The organism is Aestuariivirga sp., assembly GCF_044239095.1.
Lineage (GTDB): Bacteria > Pseudomonadota > Alphaproteobacteria > Rhizobiales > Aestuariivirgaceae > Aestuariivirga.
Genome location: NZ_JBIICB010000083.1, coordinates 1 through 15,212 on the forward strand (window position 1 = coordinate 1; position 15,212 = coordinate 15,212).

The window sequence follows — 15,212 nt, forward strand, 5'->3', positions numbered from 1 at the left end:
ACGGTGAACGCTGCAACACGCGACCAAGAAGCCCCTGTGCGAGGTGCTCATTGAACTGTTTCACCGCGACCTCATCAAGCGGATGCGGGTAGACCCACGTAAGCTGCAGTAACGGTACGCGCCCCAAAGCACGCAGTATATTGAACCAACCTTGGTCAATGTAACACAGAACGTCGTCCGCATCAGGGCGCGGCCCAGCCGCCGCGCCGCTCATGCGTCCGCCCCGCAGGCTTGTTCCCGCGCGGCGTGGCCGCCAGCCATCAAGGCGCGGCGCTTCCACAAGAAGGCAAGGCTGCCCAGCGCCCCCTGCTCCGACGCCACCCGGTACAGTGCGCGCGTGGGGCCAGTGCCCACCTTGACGCCGACATCATTCGGACCCAGTGCTACGAAGGCGTTCTCGTCCGTCACATCGTCGCCAAGATAGAGCACCAGTGGATCGCAGCCCCAATCATTGTGAAGCCAGCGCACCGCGTCACCCTTGCCACATTGTGACAGTGAGAGCTCGATGACGGCCTTGCCCTCTGTGACGTGCAATGCGGGCCATCGGGCTGGCCCGCCACGTACCGACGCCAGCACCCGCGCGGCGTCCGCTGGGTCGGCCTCGCGCACATGCACCGCGATGCCCAGAGGCTTGCGCTCAAGCCATGCCCCGACAGACTGCGCGCAGATGCCAGCTAGGGCTGCTTCGAGCCCGCCGAGCCGAGACTGTTCTTCCGCGCCGCCTCCGGCGGTGAAGCCCGGTAATTCCGCTCCATGCGAGCCGACCAGCAAAATGGGATCTTCAAGGTCCGTATGCGTGCGCAGATCATCGCGCGAGCGGCCCGAGATGATGGCGACGCGCGTGCCGGGCATGCGCGCCAGCTGATAGAGGAGCCTGAAGGCGCCCGGCAGCAGGCGCGCTTGTTCCGGGCGTGGCGCCAGCGGCGCCAGTGTTCCGTCATAGTCCGAACAAACAAGAAGATGACGTGCCGCTCCAAGTGACGTCAGCCGTCGGGATAATGCCTGCGGCAGAAGAAGTTTCATCGGGCTTCGCGCAGACGGGTGAGGAACGATTCGGTCCACTGCCTTGCGTCAGCGTTGAATACGGCCCGGCGCAGTCGACCCATGCGCGCGCGCGCTTCATCTGCTCCGGCGAGGATGGCTTCAGCGATTCCCCGCTTCAGATCATCGCAATCGCCCGGATCGACCAGCCAGGCGTCGCCCAGCTGGGCCGCGGCACCCGCCGCCCGGCTGAGAACCAAACGGCCCGTTCCATCCTCGCGGCAGGTGACATACTCCTTGCTGACAAGGTTCATTCCGTCGGCCAGCGAAGTGACGAGCATGATGTCAGCGGCGAGATACAGCGCCACGACTTGCTCCACCGCAAGCGTTTCGTAGATGTAATGAATCGGCAAGAGGCCAAGCGCGGCAAGCTCTTCATTGGCCTGCCGCAACGTCTCTTCCACCTTGACGCGCAGTTGCTGATACACCGCCAATTCGCTACGGCTCGGCACTGCTACCTGGATAAACTGGATGTTGCGGTCCCGGAATTCACTGCTCTTGAGCATGTCCGTCACCGCGCGGATGCGCAGGTCGATGCCTTTCGTATAGTCGAGCCTATCGACGCCAAGCAAAATAAGTTCCTGCGAGCCAAAATTTGCACGGATGGTCACCGCTGCTTCGCGCACGGCAGGGGTGGCGGCCAGAGCGGAAAAACGCCCAGTATCCGGTCCGATTGGAAACACATCGACAGTCACGCCTCTGGAACCTTTGGAGTCCTCCAGCACAAGGCCCTGATCGCTTCTTGTAGCCGGCAAGCGCCGGCATGCCTCTTCGATGAAATGCCCCGCGGAGGATGCGGTCTGGAAGCCTATCAGGTCGGCTCCGATTAGCCCGCGCAGCACGCTGTCCTTCCATGGCAGCATGTCGAACTCCGCGGCCGCAGGAAATGGCACGTGCAGGAAGAAACCGATGCTCACGTCGGGCCTCATCGCGCGTAGAAGAGCCGGTACCAGTTGCAACTGATAGTCATGCACCCACACCAGTGCTCCATGCGGTGCGTTGCTGGCCACGCAACTGGCGAAGCGTTGGTTGATCCTGTGGTACACCTCGAAGTCGTCGTCACGGAAGATCGGGGAAGTGACGGAATCGTGGTAGAGTGGCCAGAATGCGGAATTGCAAACGCCATCGTAGAAGCAACTCACTTCACTCTGGTTCAATGGTATCTCAATCATGGCGATGTTAGCCGAGTGTGGTGGCCGCGTTGGCCTCGATCCGCGACTGTCATCAGGCGTTGGGCTACCGCACCACCCCACCCAGACTGCGTTCAGGTCTTGCAGGGCGGGCTCGAGCGCGCTGACGAGCCCGCCAGGAGAAGTCCTCCATCCTGCGACCGCGTGGTATTCGACTGGAAGCCGGTTGGCGACAATGAATGTGTTCACGGCGTGCGCCGAAGCACCGCGTATCATCGAGGCGATACTCCCGACGTTACGGTCGTGTAGCCTAGTTGTGTGAGCCGGGCTCAGCACGCACCCATTGAAAGGTCTGCGGGAATGACAATGGACTCCATAGGGCCTGCGATTATTGCCAGCCTAAAAAACAACTTCATTTTGGTCTCTTACCGACGCTGTGACTAGTGTAAACTCGCTGATACTCTAGATTATACTCTCTCTACTGCAAACGCATTTGGAAAGACAACCAGCCTGACTAAAGACGAGATGTAGGGCTTGTTGAAATAGTTGATTCTATAACCTAAAATTGCGTCATGTTTGGTGAGTGATGACAAACCGTTCTCTTCCGGACCAAACGCTTTTGCGCTACTTACACTCGAACAATTGTATACCTTGCCGCTTTGAGCGGGAGTGAGATACCATTTCAGGTGTATCGGGAGAGGTTCGCTCATTGTGACTGCTATCGCTGTAGTCGGCATCGGATGCAGGTTGCCGGGACATATCGATTCGCCGGATGCCCTTTGGGACTCCCTACTGCGCGGTACAGATTTCGTCACCGAAATCCCCCGGCAGCGTTGGAACGCCGACGACCATTATGATGCCACGCCTGGGGTGCCGGGCAGGTCAGTCTCGCGATGGGGCGCCTTCCTTGATGACCCGGCGGGTTTTGACTTTCCCTTCTTCGGCATCAGCGAGCCCGATGCTCTAGCGATGGACCCGCAGCATCGATTGCTGCTCGAAGTGGCATGGGAAGCCGCAGAGCATTCGGGGCGAGACCCGCGGAGCCTGCTTGGCAGCGATACGGGTGTTTTCTTCGGTCTTTCGCATCAGGATTACATGCAGGTTACGAGGGATGCAGGCGCGTTGGGCCGGGCATACAGTTTCACAGGAACGCCCTTCAGCATGGCGTCGGGGCGCGTTGCGCACGCGATGGGCCTCAAAGGGCCAGCCATTTCGATGGATACGGCTTGCTCGTCCAGTCTCGTCGCCGTGCACGCGGCACGACGAAGCCTGCTGGCGGATGAGTGTCGGGTGGCATTCGCAGGCGGTGTGATGTTGATGTTCTCTCCGTCGACGTTTGCGGCCGCATCCGGCCTTGGCATGCTGTCACCCACAGGGCGATGCCACGCGTTTGACGTTCGAGCCGATGGATTTGTGCGCGCAGAAGGCTGTGGCGTCGTGATGCTCAAGCGGTTGAGCGACGCGCTGCACGACAACGATCGCATTCTGGCCGTGATTCGCGGCAGCGCAGTTAATCAGGATGGACGCACGCGCAACATCCTCGCCCCATCACGCACGGCTCAGATCGCTGTGATCGAGCGCGCTCTGGCTGAAGCGCAGGTGGACCCTTCCACGATTGGTATGGTTGAGGCACACGGCACCGGAACGCCGGTAGGTGATACCGAGGAGTTCAACAGCCTCTCGACACACTATGGACGCCAGCAGCCATGCGCGCTCGGCTCTCTCAAAAGCAACCTGGGACATACTGAATCTGCTGCGGGCGTTCTTGGCTTGATCAAGGCGGTTCTGGCGCTGTCACACGGCGTCATACCGCGTTCGATTCATTTCCAACAATTTCCTGCGCATCTTCAGACTATCGAGACAAAGCTCTTCGTTCCGATCCAAACAACTCCCTGGCCCAAGGCAAGCGGAGATGGTCTGCGCCGGGCTGCCGTGTCTTCCTACGGCATGTCCGGCACCAACGCGCACGTAGTCCTCGAGCAGGCCCCTCCGGTTTCAGGCACGCGTGCCAGGGCAGTGCATGCGCCTGTACGCGAGCCAGCGCGACTTTTCCCACTTTCTGCGACCTCGCCAGAGGCGCTTCGCATGTCAGCCAAACGCCTCGCATGCTGGCTGGATGCACACGCCAATCATCAGCACTCCGTTGATGTTGCGCACACACTTGCCTGCCGCCGGGGGCACCGGCCCTTCCGGCTTGCTGTCATCGCAGCGACACTCGAAGAAGCGTCTGCCCAGTTCCGCAACCTTGGCACAGAAACTGATGTCGACGCAGAGCCGATCGATCATGATGGCCGTGGGCCGGTCTTCGTTTTTTCGGGACAGGGCTCTCAGTGGAGCGCGATGGGCACTGCGCTACTCGACACCGACCCAGTCTTCGCCGGAGTAGTTGCCCAAATTGAGCCATTGATTCAGGAAATTGGCGGCTTTTCGGTGACTGACACCCTGCGCTTGCCCGACGCACTTGGAGGCATTGATCACATTCAACCCGCCATCTTCGCCATGCAGGTTGCGCTGGCGGCATCTCTGAGGGCGCAGGGTGTCGTACCGTCGGCGGTGATCGGCCATTCGATGGGAGAGGTATCAGCAGCAGTGGTAGCGGGGGCGCTTTCCCTCGAGGACGGCGTGCAAGTCATTTGCCATCGTGCGATGCTGTGCGGCAAGATTGCAGGCCTCGGCGCGATGGCCGTTGTTGAGCTGTCGACGGCAGAGGTTCGCGAGAAACTGTTGTCGCGACAGACTGAAGGTGTCGAGGTCGCGGTGTTGGCGGCCCCATCGTCAACTGTCGTCGGAGGCGCAGTTGAGGCAGTGCAGCGCCTCGTCGCAGCATGGCAGGCAGCCGGCGTGTTCGCGCGCGAAGTGGCAGTCGATGTCGCCTCACACACATCTCAGGTCGAGCCGATCCTCTCGGAGCTGACGCGGCGCCTTGCGGGCATAACCGCCCGGACGGCGCATACCCCGTTCTACTCCACCACGTTGCTCGACTCGCGGGAGGTTCCTGTCTGCGATGGCGCCTACTGGATCGAGAATCTTCGCCATACGGTACGCTTCCGTCCTGCAGTGCAAGCGGCACTGGAAGATGGACATCGTGTGTTTGTTGAAGTGTCGCCGCACCCGATCGTGACCCGTGCAGTGATGCAGAATGCGGCCGCGATGAACCTCTCGGTCCGCGTGCTGCCATCCGTGAAGCGCGGAGAGCTTTTGCCGCACGGACTGCTGGACCTAGTTGGCGCAATTTACGCCAGCGGATCGGCGATCGATTTTGGCGCCCTTCATCCGGTTGGCGCTTTAGTTGACCTTCCGCTACCCGTGTGGACTAACTATCCGCTGTTTCTCGTGCCCTCCACGTCCGCCACAGGCATGCATCATGTTGCATCGGCGCATCCGTTTCTCAACGTTTACCGCGTCCTGCGCGAGGAACCGGAACGCCATGTCTGGGCATCGGAAGTTGGCCTCGGCACTCACCCTTGGCTTACTGATCACAAGGTGAACAGCGTAGCCCTTTTTCCGGGTGCTGGCTTCTGCGAAATGGCCCTTGCTGCGGCGCGTACGGCGCTTGGCACGCCACGTACCGAGGTTCAGGCTATAAGGTTTGAACACGCGTTGCGGCTGGAACCCTCAACGCCCGTGGTCGGCGCTGCGGTGCTGGACCAGCAAGGCGAGTTGCGCTTCAGGATTGAGAGCCAGGCCAACGGTGAGGCGCAGGTCCACGCCAGCGCCCGGCTCCTCGTGGCTGCGCTGGAACAGCCAGCAGTCGCATACGACATCCCCGCGCTTCGCGAGTCTTATTCTACGGCTGTCTTGACCGAAGACGTCTGGCAGTGGTTTGCATCGCGTGGCATTCAGTTTGGGTCGTCGTTCCGTGCGCTGGCGCCTAGCGTTGCAGTATCCGCCGACGGTGTATCGCTTCTCGCGGATTTTCAACTGCCCAGGGCGTTGAGGCAGGACGTGCGGAACTACATTGTGCATCCTGTGGTACTTGATGCGTGTTTTCAGACGGTTGGCGCGTTCGCCGCAGTCTCTTCCGGAACGGAAGGGCGCATGCTGCTGCCGCTCTCTTTGGAAAGCCTACGGCTCCATCATACAGCGACAGATGCCGCACACTGCGTTACGCGGCTCGTTTCGATCGGCCCGCTGCAGGTGCAGGCCGACATCGAAATACTTGATGCCTCCGGCCGTGTTCTGCTCAGTGTCCATGGGTTGGTCATGGGAAGCGGCGCGGCCGGTCAGGATGCCGATGCCGCAGTCTGCAATTCACGACTGCTTGGTATCACCTGGGAGCCATGGGACATTCCGCCCGCCAAGGCCAAGCCTGCCGATGGTGCCTGGCTGCTACTTGATGCAAGTGATGCTGGGAATCCGATGGCGGAGGAGGCCGCAACGCATTTGCACGGGCAGGGGTTCAGAACACAAGTCATCAACAGCGGCGGTTCAGTTAAGCCTGATACTTGGCGGGGGTCCTTTGAAGACGCTGTGCATCGGGACATGCCTAATTCAGTTGTGGTTTTCTTGCCGTGCGGTGGCGAGCCTGCATCTCCAGACGCGGCACGAGAGCATGTCGAAAGTCTGATTCATATTGCCAAGGTTCTGGCGAACGGTGAGCGGCGCCCCCGCCTCTTTGTCATCACCCACCTCGCTCAACGCGTTCATCCAGATGATGAGGTCTATGTCGCTCATGGCGGTGTGCGTGGATTTCTGCGAGCCCTTGGGGCTGAATTTCCGGTGCTTCATCCCACGCAGATCGACCTTGATCAGTTGGCTGACGTTTCCGCATTGATGAGCCAACTGGTGAGTGGTTCAGAGGAAGACGAGACAGCATTGCGCGATGGGCAAGCATATGTCGCGAGGTTGCAACGAAGCCCGCTTGGCCATGTTGATCGCCATATGAAGGAATGCAATCCGGCGCGCGACGGCTTTCGCATGGAAATCCGCTCGCCCGGAGACTTGCAGAGCCTTGAGATGGTGGCGTTTGGACGGCGCACGCCGGCTGCGGGTGAAGTGGAGGTTGCGATCCATGCCTCGAGCCTGAATTTCGCCGATGTGCTCGTGGCCCTTGGCCGCTACCCCTCGTACGATGGACGCGTGCAGGGACTTGGACTGGACTTTGCTGGGGTCGTTACCGCCGTCGGGCCGGGGGTCTCGGCGGTTCATATCGGCGACCGCGTGGCCGGTCTGTGCGCTGGAGGCGCCTGGGGCACTTATCTCACATGCGATGCGCGGCTGGTCACTCCCGTACCCGATACGCTCACCGATATCGAGGCGGCCGCCATCCTTACCACGACTGCCACAGCTCTGTATGGGCTCGAGGACCTGTCGCGGATCAAGCGTGGCGATAAGGTGCTTATTCACTCTGCGACTGGCGGGGTCGGTCAGGCGGCCATGTCGATCGCGCGCGCGGCCGGCGCTGATGTTTTTGTGACGGCAGGATCAGAGGCGCGGCGGGAGTGGCTGCACGCAATCGGCTTCAGTCATGTATACAATTCCCGCTCCGCGGCATTCGCTGAGCAGATACGGCAGGATACGGCGGGTTATGGTGTTGACATCGTCCTCAACTCACTCACGGGCGCCTCGCAACGCGCAGGCCTCGAACTTCTCGCGCCGGGTGGCCGCTTTGTCGAGATCGGGAAGAAAGACATCTATGGTGAGTCCTGGCTGGGACTGTTCCCGTTCAGGCGAAACCTGTCGTTCTTCGCTGTCGATCTGGCGCTGATGTGCAGCACAGACCCGGAGCGCCTGCAGGCGCTGCTGGCACGAGTGATGCGCCTAACTGGCGAGCGGCATTTGACCTTGCCCAACATTGCTGTCAATCCGCTTGCTGACGTTGCGTCTGCCATTCGCACTGTCAGCGGCGCTGGCCATATCGGTAAGCTGGTGTTCACCGTTCAGGAGACCGGCCGCCTCCATGCACCGATCGCGGCAGAGGCCTGCACGCCGTTCATGCGTGACGGCGCTTACATCATCACCGGTGGGACTGGTGGGCTTGGCCTGTTTGTCGCTGATGTGATGTCCGCGGCGGACTGTGGTCGCCTGATCCTCAACGCCCGTTCTACACCCAATGACGCCGTCCGGCGGGCGCTGGACGTGATGCGCGCGCGCGGTACCGAGGTCGAGGTGGTTGATGGCGACATAGCTCAGCCAACAACTGCGCGGCGTCTCGTTGAAGCCGCCACAGCGACGGGTATAAGGTTACGTGGTGTACTGCATGCTGCAGCTGTCGTCGAGGACGGCATCGTGTCGTCAGTCTCCAATGATCTGCTGCACCAGAACTGGGCGCCCAAGGTGGATGGCGCATGGCATCTGCATGAGGCGACGCGGCGGGAGAAACTCGACTGGTTTTGTTGCTTCTCCTCGGTCGCGGCGCTGTTTGGCTCTCCCGGCCAGACAGCCTACGCTGCCGCCAACAGCTGGCTTGACACATTCACGCAGTGGCGGCGCGCCCAGGGACTGCCTTCATCCGCGATCGCGTGGGCCGCTTGGGCTGATATTGGTGCTGGGGCGCATCTCGCGACGCGCGGCGAAGCGCGCATGATCCTACCCCGCGAAGGTGCTTACGCCTTCGATGCGCTGCTCCGGTACGATCGCGGCTATGCTGCTTATACTCCCCTCGATCGGGCACCATGGCTCGCGGCACTTGCCGCGCGTAGTCCATTTGGCGCGGGCCTTTCACAGGCGACGGCAGTGACCGGAAATCCTGTGCGCAGCCTGCGGGGCGAACTGCAACGCATATCGGAGAATGAATGGCCAGCTCTGCTGCGTCGTCTGGTAATCGAGCACCTGGGTGTCATCCTGCGTCGCAGTGTCAATCCGGACCGGCCTCTATTCGACTATGGCCTCGACTCACTCGGGACTCTGCAGTTGCTAACGGCGCTTGAGACTGCAACCGGAATAAGGGTCAGCGCCGCCGATGTCACGACCGTGCGCGCACTCGCCGACACCTTGAGCGTGGCGCTCGGCGCACCCCAGCCGGGTGGCGGCTCCCTTTATGGCTGATCTGCGCCCGCTACAACATTGGTCAGGCGCTCCCGCGGTATTGACTCTCTGGAAGCCGTCGATGAGGTCTATCGACAGCGCGCACTCCGCACCAGTGTCATCTATACCACCGAGCTATGAACAGGAACAGCATCTTCGCGCCTTTCGCGCCTGTGAGCGGCGGCAAGAGGAACTGGCACGGCTGCTGATCGTCGTCTGGGAGGAACCCGGCCAGTGCGACCTGCGCGCAATGAGCCATGTGGTGACGGCGCATCTGCGTCGGCACGATACGTATCACAGCTGGTTCGAGGAACGGGGCGACGCCATGTTGCGCCATGTACTCACCGATCCTGCCATCATTAAGCTGGAGCCAATGACGATTGGTGAGGTGAGTGCCGAGGAGTGGCAGCAGCATGTCATGGAGACCCCTTCACCCTTTACATGGGACTGCTTCCGCTTTGGCATCCTTCAGCGTGCGGACGGCTTCACCTGCTTCGTGAGCGTCGACCATTTGCATGCTGATGCGACCGTCATGGCGTTCTTGATGGAGGAGGTCCACGCAGGGTATCGTGCCGCGCTCGATGGGGAGGCCCCGCCGCGCCACGCGTCACCCGGTCGTTATCTGGACTATTGCGTTAGCCAGCGCCTGAGGACAGATGCAGCAGCGCTCACCGATCCTGAAGTGGAGGAGTGGGTTGCATTCCTTGCACGCAATGGCGGTCGGATGCCCCCGTTCCCGCTTCCACTGGGGGTTCTGGACGATCGCTGCCTAGCCGAATACGTGAACCTAGACATTCTGGAAGCGGCCGGGGTGGCCAACTTCGAAGCCGCGTGCCACGCGTCGGGCGCGCGGGTTATCGGTGGCCTGCTGGCCTGCGCCGCCTTGACCGAGCGCGACCTCGCAGGGACCCTGCGCTACAGTGTCGTCACGCCGACGACGACGCGAAAATCGCCCGACGCTTTCCGCACGTCAGGCTGGTGCGTGGGCGTGGTGCCGATCGACTTCGAGTTTGGCAATAAGTCGTTCGCACAACTTGCCGTGAGCGCCCAGCACATATTCGACGAGCGGTTGCACTTGGCGAACATGCCCATTGAACGTGTGCTTGAGCTTGCCGCTGCTTTGCCTGAAATACGGCCCGCCGCAACGGGTGGAGTGATGGTCTCCTACATGGATGCGAATCTGCCTCCGCTCAGCGCGCATATTGCGCAGAGCTGGCATCAGGCGAGGGGGCAAGTCTACATCAACCAAGGCATGGTGGCGCAAGTTGCGCTCTGGTTCTTCCGCACACAGCGGGGCCTCACGCTGACGGCCGCCTATCCTGCAAACGTGACGGCCCGTTCTTCGATGCTGCGCTATGTCGATGCGCTTGCGAGCATGTGCCGGGAGGCAGCCGCTATCCCTCTTGCCGGCACCCTGCGCCAAACGCCGGGGTGACTGACTATTGCACCACCCCTTGGCTGTCCAGCATCAGCACTTGTGAGACAAACCGGGTGACTTGAAGAAGGGTGAATTCTTGGTCACCGTAGCTGTGTTAACGCTGAAGCACAATTAGGCCACGGGGCGGCGTAAAAGTCGACCACCTGGTCCGTGGACAAAGGGCGCCGGCAAGAAGGACAGCGGCCAGTCAGCCGCGCCCATAGTAGACGACACGATATCAGGTGCGCCCGTGTCTGCCGCCGACTTTGCCGAACGGCGCTCATCGTCCTTGAGGTAGCGCAGATATCCCTGCACAGCACCCACAAGCTGCACGAAGCCGCGCTTCTCCGGCTTGGGGATGAAATCCCTGCTTCACCAGCTGCCGGATGCGCTCCTCCGAGATCATCAGCAACCGTGCCGCCTGGCCGATGGGGATCAGGCCAGCATGTTCTGCCATGTCTCCCGGCCTCCGCCAGACTGTTCAGAAACAATAGGATTGCAAGACTATTCCGCTAGTCTTCCGCGAAAGGTGAAGCATTCATGGCTCCAACAAGGGAGGCAGACGATGCGCAGACCGGCACGAGACAGCAGAAAACCGCGCCACCCCGAGCACAAGAGGATGATCGAATGGTATGGTAAGCCGTACGATCCAGCAGACATAGATGAGCGTGGCATCCGCAGGCTGATCGAAAACATGGCCGCCCGGCGGCGTGGTCCGCTGATGAGCCACCGCAAGGGAGGCAGAACGCCACCCCAAAGACCGGTTTCGTCTATGTCATCGGCGCCAAGACCCGGCGTGGGAACCGGACCTATGTTGGCTGGACGCTCGATCCCGAGCGGCGGCTTGCGCAACACAATTCCGGCACTGGCGCCAGATCGACGAGAGGTCTGTCATGGGAGCTTCTCTATGTCGAAAAGCTTGAAACCCGGGCCGCTGCCATGAGCCGGGAGTGGCACCTGAACCCACATTTCCCAAATAACTTGACGTTTTCGCACCTCTGATTGCCAGTAACGTGTTATATGTCAGCATAATCGGACTGAAGGTGGCGGATTATGGATCACCCAGAGGGTGCAAGCGAAACGGGTGATGGGCGGCTTGGTTTTGACCGCCGGGTGCGGCTGGAGTTTCGTGGCACGCAACTCAGTTCCGACGGCGGTCTCCTGGTGATGCGCGAGTTGGATGACACGCTCGGGCAGTCGGACCTCGCGTCCGATGTCTTGCGCGACAGTCGCCCAGGCAAGAACACCGTCCATCGGCTTGATGGGCTATTCCGGCAAGCCGTCTATGGGCCGCTCGCTGGCTACGAGGATGTCAACGACGCCGACCGTCTCGCCCTTGATCCAGTGATGCTCCAGGTTGTCGGTGGCCGTGCCGTCGATGCGCAGGCAGCCTCGGCATCGCAGATGGGGCGGTTCGAGACCGAGACGCTGGCCCTTTCCGAGAACCGGGCGGCGCTGGCCGATCTGAACGGGCAATGGATTGACCGGCTTCATGATCGCAATGGCCTGAAGTATATTGTGCTGGAAATGGACAGCTCGGTCAGCCCCACCCATGGCGATCAGGAAGGATCCGCCTGGACCGGCCATTTCGACTGCACCTGTTATCACCCGAATTTCCTGTTCAACCAGTTCGGCATGCTGGAACGTTGTGCCCTGCGGCATGGCAACGTCCAAAGCGCTGACGGCTGGCGGGGCGTCCTCGATCCGGTCATCGCCCGCTATGCTGGCCGCGACCTTGGGGGCCGCTTCTTCCGGGCCGACGCCGCCTTTGCGATCCCAACGATCTACGAAAGACTGGAAGAGGCGGGCCATTTCTACGCCATCCGGCTGCCCGCCAACAGCGTCCTGCGCGAGAAGATCGCGCACCGGCTGACGCGACCGGCAGGGCGGCCGTCGCTAACTAAGGTCAAGCGGTTCTTCGAGGACTTCGACTATCAGGCGCAAAGCTGGGACGAGGAGCGCCGTGTGATAGCCAAGATCGAGTGGCATTCGGGCGAGCTGTTCCCCCGCGTGGGCTTCATCTTCACCAACCTGCCGATGGAACCCGACTGGGTGGTCCGCTTCTATAGCCAGCGCGGCACTGCCGAGCAGCACATCAAGGAAGGTAAGTGCGCCTTCCACTGGACGCGGCTATCGTGCCGGCGGTTCCGCGACAACGAGTTGCGGCTGCAACTGCACGCTTTGGCCTATAACCTGGCCACCTTCCTGTGCTGCATCGAACTGCCCGAAGCCATGGCCGACTGGTCGTTGATCAGCCTTCAGCTCAAGCTAATCAAGATCGGCGCTCGCGTCGTGCGCCACGCCCGCGCCATCACCTTCCAGTTGGCCGAAGTCGCGGTCACCGGTCCGATGGTACGGGCCATCCTTGCCGCCATCCATCGGCTGCGAGCGCCGCCGCTATGCGCGTGACCACCATCCGAGCCCAAACTGAACCAAAGCGGCTCGACAGGTCAGTCCGCCGCGCTGAAAAACGGGCTCACTGGGCCAGGATGCTGCGGGTTCGCGGCTTGATCCGCCCAACTCCGTTCGCTTGCACGAGCGCAGACGCTGCTTACGGCGAAAAACGCTTGCTCAGCTGGCACAATCAAGCAATTTCGCCGTCAAACGGTAGGCCACTTGGGGAATGTCGACTAAGGGGCAAGGCCCGACGGACCAGGGCCCAAGCCTGTCGGAACCGGTTTCCCGAGGCGCTACAGGAACAGCACAATCTTCGAGCGTCAACGTGACGGTCACAATCCCGGCTTTTCCCGCCTCGAAACAGATGTCGTCGTTTCCCAGGAGTGCCGGAGACATTCAGGCGGCGGTCGTAACCCTTGTGCAACGTCTGGCACCTGTTGTGCCGGTGACACGACAGGCAGTCGTGGCGCACAATATCGCCGAAGTGATCACCAGCCAGCCCAGCACCATGTCCAGAGACATGTTCCTGCGTCAGAGCCTCATCCGCGGCGGGACGGCCACCACGGCCGACGTCATCGACGGCCTGGCTGCGTGGGTTACGATCCTCTTCGATCTCGACAACCTACAGCGCGACCGACGGAGCGCGTTGAACTTGGAAGCCGATTTGCCGAATGACGATGTGGCGCGTCTCGAGCGCGCAGTATCGAAATCGCGAAACGGCTGCATCCTCGCGGTACCCCACATCGGCAGCGTCGAGCTATTCGCCGCACATCTCAGCGACCGAGGCTTCAAGGTAGCTTTCGTCTACACAATCAGCGACACGCCAACGCCTGTTGAACAGTGGATTTACCGAGGTCGTCAGGCTACACGTGGCATGCCCATTCCGTTCGGGCGAAGGACTACTAGTTCCGAGATTACGAAGGCCCTCCGCGAGAACACCGTCGTCTGCATGGTGGTCGATGTCTACCCCAGCTCCCGGTTCCCGGGCATTCGGATCAATCTCTACGGTGACAAATTCAACTTTCCGCCCGGACCCGCCAAGTATGCTCAGTCGGGAACACTCGTGATGCCGGGGTTCGCCTCCCGCCGCGACGAGGTCGGCTTTTCGATGACGGTTCTCGACCCCATCGACTATAGCGCATCTCTCGGGCACGACGCCGCTTCGGACTTCACGCAGAGGCTAGGCGACCATATCACGGGGTTCACGGCCGCGCAGCCGCAGGCTTACTGGCTCTGGCATCCGATTCCCAACGATCCGTACCGCGCGGTCGCCGAACGGCGGTATTGCGATCTCCTTCAACTTCTTGATGACTCGCCACCAGACGACGAACCGGTCGCCTTAGCAATTGAAGCCTTGGGTGCCTCCAGAACGGACCTCGAGATTGCCGCTCGCCTCAGTTGAAGTCCTGCGCGTTGTTGAGATCGGCCGACTGCAATTCCTGCCGGTTGCGAAAAATGACAGTTTAACGGCGAGTACTGGTTTTGGCCATAGAAAACACACATCGTCAGTCTACTGATCAACTGGACTTTAATGAATAGATCGGGCTTCTGTAACGGGCCCTGAATTGTCAAGCCCTCTTCTTCCCTGATCCAACCCGCTGGGGGAATCTCCTTCGATTCCAACTTAGCTACCGATGCTCTAGATGTTTGATCCCAGGGTTTGATGGTGCAATCTTCAGTCAGGAATGGAAGGAAACATTATGGGCCCGGTTCTTCATGGGAGCGCCACCACGACTAAGGCGGTCCGTCGATCGATACAGCATAGTCAAGAGAGCCTGAGGGCTCTGGCGAAGCGCTACGGCATCAATCCAAAGACGGTGGCCAAGTGGCGCAATCGCAACTCTCTCGCCGACGAGCGGACAGGCCCCAAGGACCCAAAATCGACAGTTCTTACGGTCGAAGAGGAGGCGATCATCGTGGCGTTCCGCCGACATACTCTCCTACCCCTTGATGATTGCCTGTATGCATAGCAGGCGATCATTCCGAACCTAACGCGCTCATCTTGTCCTTGGCGCTGTTGCCATAGTCGACGTTATAGGGTGCGTCGCAAAAACTCATGTCCGCCAGCTGACCGCCCATCAGTTCCTGGACATCGGTCATCACAGTGGCATCATCGCACAGTACGCGGTGATCGCCGAGGATCCAAAGATCGCCCGGTCGGGTCACCGGATGCTCTGGCACCTCGGGCACTTCATCCGGATCGGTCAACCCATCGACCTGCTCCGCGCCCAGGAGTTTGTCGAGTTCTTCGGACACGAAGC

Annotated in this window: 7 protein-coding genes and 3 pseudogenes; 6 read left to right on the plus strand and 4 right to left on the minus strand. The window is 60.9% G+C overall.

The window, feature by feature from the left end:
- From ACILRA_RS09675 to ACILRA_RS09685, 3 genes are all read right to left on the minus strand, one after another.
- A partial coding sequence (locus ACILRA_RS09675; protein WP_395661899.1) for a hypothetical protein occupies positions 1 to 214 on the minus strand: 214 nt, incomplete at its 3' end.
- Positions 211 to 1,023, minus strand: a complete 813-nt coding sequence (otsB, locus tag ACILRA_RS09680; protein WP_395661900.1) for a trehalose-phosphatase — start codon at positions 1,021 to 1,023, stop codon at positions 211 to 213. The genes ACILRA_RS09675 and otsB, both read right to left, overlap by 4 nt.
- Entirely contained in the window at positions 1,020 to 2,447 is a 1,428-nt protein-coding gene (locus tag ACILRA_RS09685; RefSeq protein WP_395661901.1) for a trehalose-6-phosphate synthase, read from the minus strand. The genes otsB and ACILRA_RS09685 overlap by 4 nt, the downstream gene beginning before the upstream one ends.
- A 435-nt stretch (positions 2,448 to 2,882) precedes the next feature.
- Here ACILRA_RS09685 and pks2 point away from each other — a divergent pair, with 435 nt between their 5' ends.
- From pks2 to ACILRA_RS09715, 6 genes and pseudogenes are all read left to right on the plus strand, one after another.
- A complete protein-coding gene (gene pks2 / locus ACILRA_RS09690) occupies positions 2,883 to 9,158 on the plus strand; it encodes a sulfolipid-1 biosynthesis phthioceranic/hydroxyphthioceranic acid synthase (RefSeq protein WP_395661902.1) in 6,276 nt (2,091 codons plus the stop codon).
- A gap of 61 nt (positions 9,159 to 9,219) precedes the next feature.
- Positions 9,220 to 10,572 (plus strand): condensation domain-containing protein, encoded by a 1,353-nt coding sequence (locus ACILRA_RS09695; protein ID WP_395661903.1) that lies wholly within the window; start codon positions 9,220 to 9,222, stop codon positions 10,570 to 10,572.
- Positions 10,573 to 11,328: 756 nt separating this feature from the next.
- A pseudogene (locus ACILRA_RS09700) lies at positions 11,329 to 11,556 on the plus strand (GIY-YIG nuclease family protein); the annotation flags it as partial.
- A gap of 51 nt (positions 11,557 to 11,607) precedes the next feature.
- On the plus strand, positions 11,608 to 12,963 hold the full coding sequence (locus tag ACILRA_RS09705) for an IS1380 family transposase (protein WP_395661904.1): 1,356 nt from the start codon (positions 11,608 to 11,610) through the stop codon (positions 12,961 to 12,963).
- Between the two features lie 313 nt (positions 12,964 to 13,276).
- Complete coding sequence (locus ACILRA_RS09710; protein ID WP_395661905.1) at positions 13,277 to 14,353, plus strand: lysophospholipid acyltransferase family protein; 1,077 nt, start codon at positions 13,277 to 13,279, stop codon at positions 14,351 to 14,353.
- A gap of 298 nt (positions 14,354 to 14,651) precedes the next feature.
- Positions 14,652 to 14,918, plus strand: a pseudogene (locus ACILRA_RS09715) (IS481 family transposase); the annotation flags it as partial.
- Between the two features lie 10 nt (positions 14,919 to 14,928).
- On the opposite strand, the pseudogene ACILRA_RS09720 reads toward ACILRA_RS09715, so the two are convergent.
- A pseudogene (locus tag ACILRA_RS09720) lies at positions 14,929 to 15,212 on the minus strand (hypothetical protein); the annotation flags it as partial.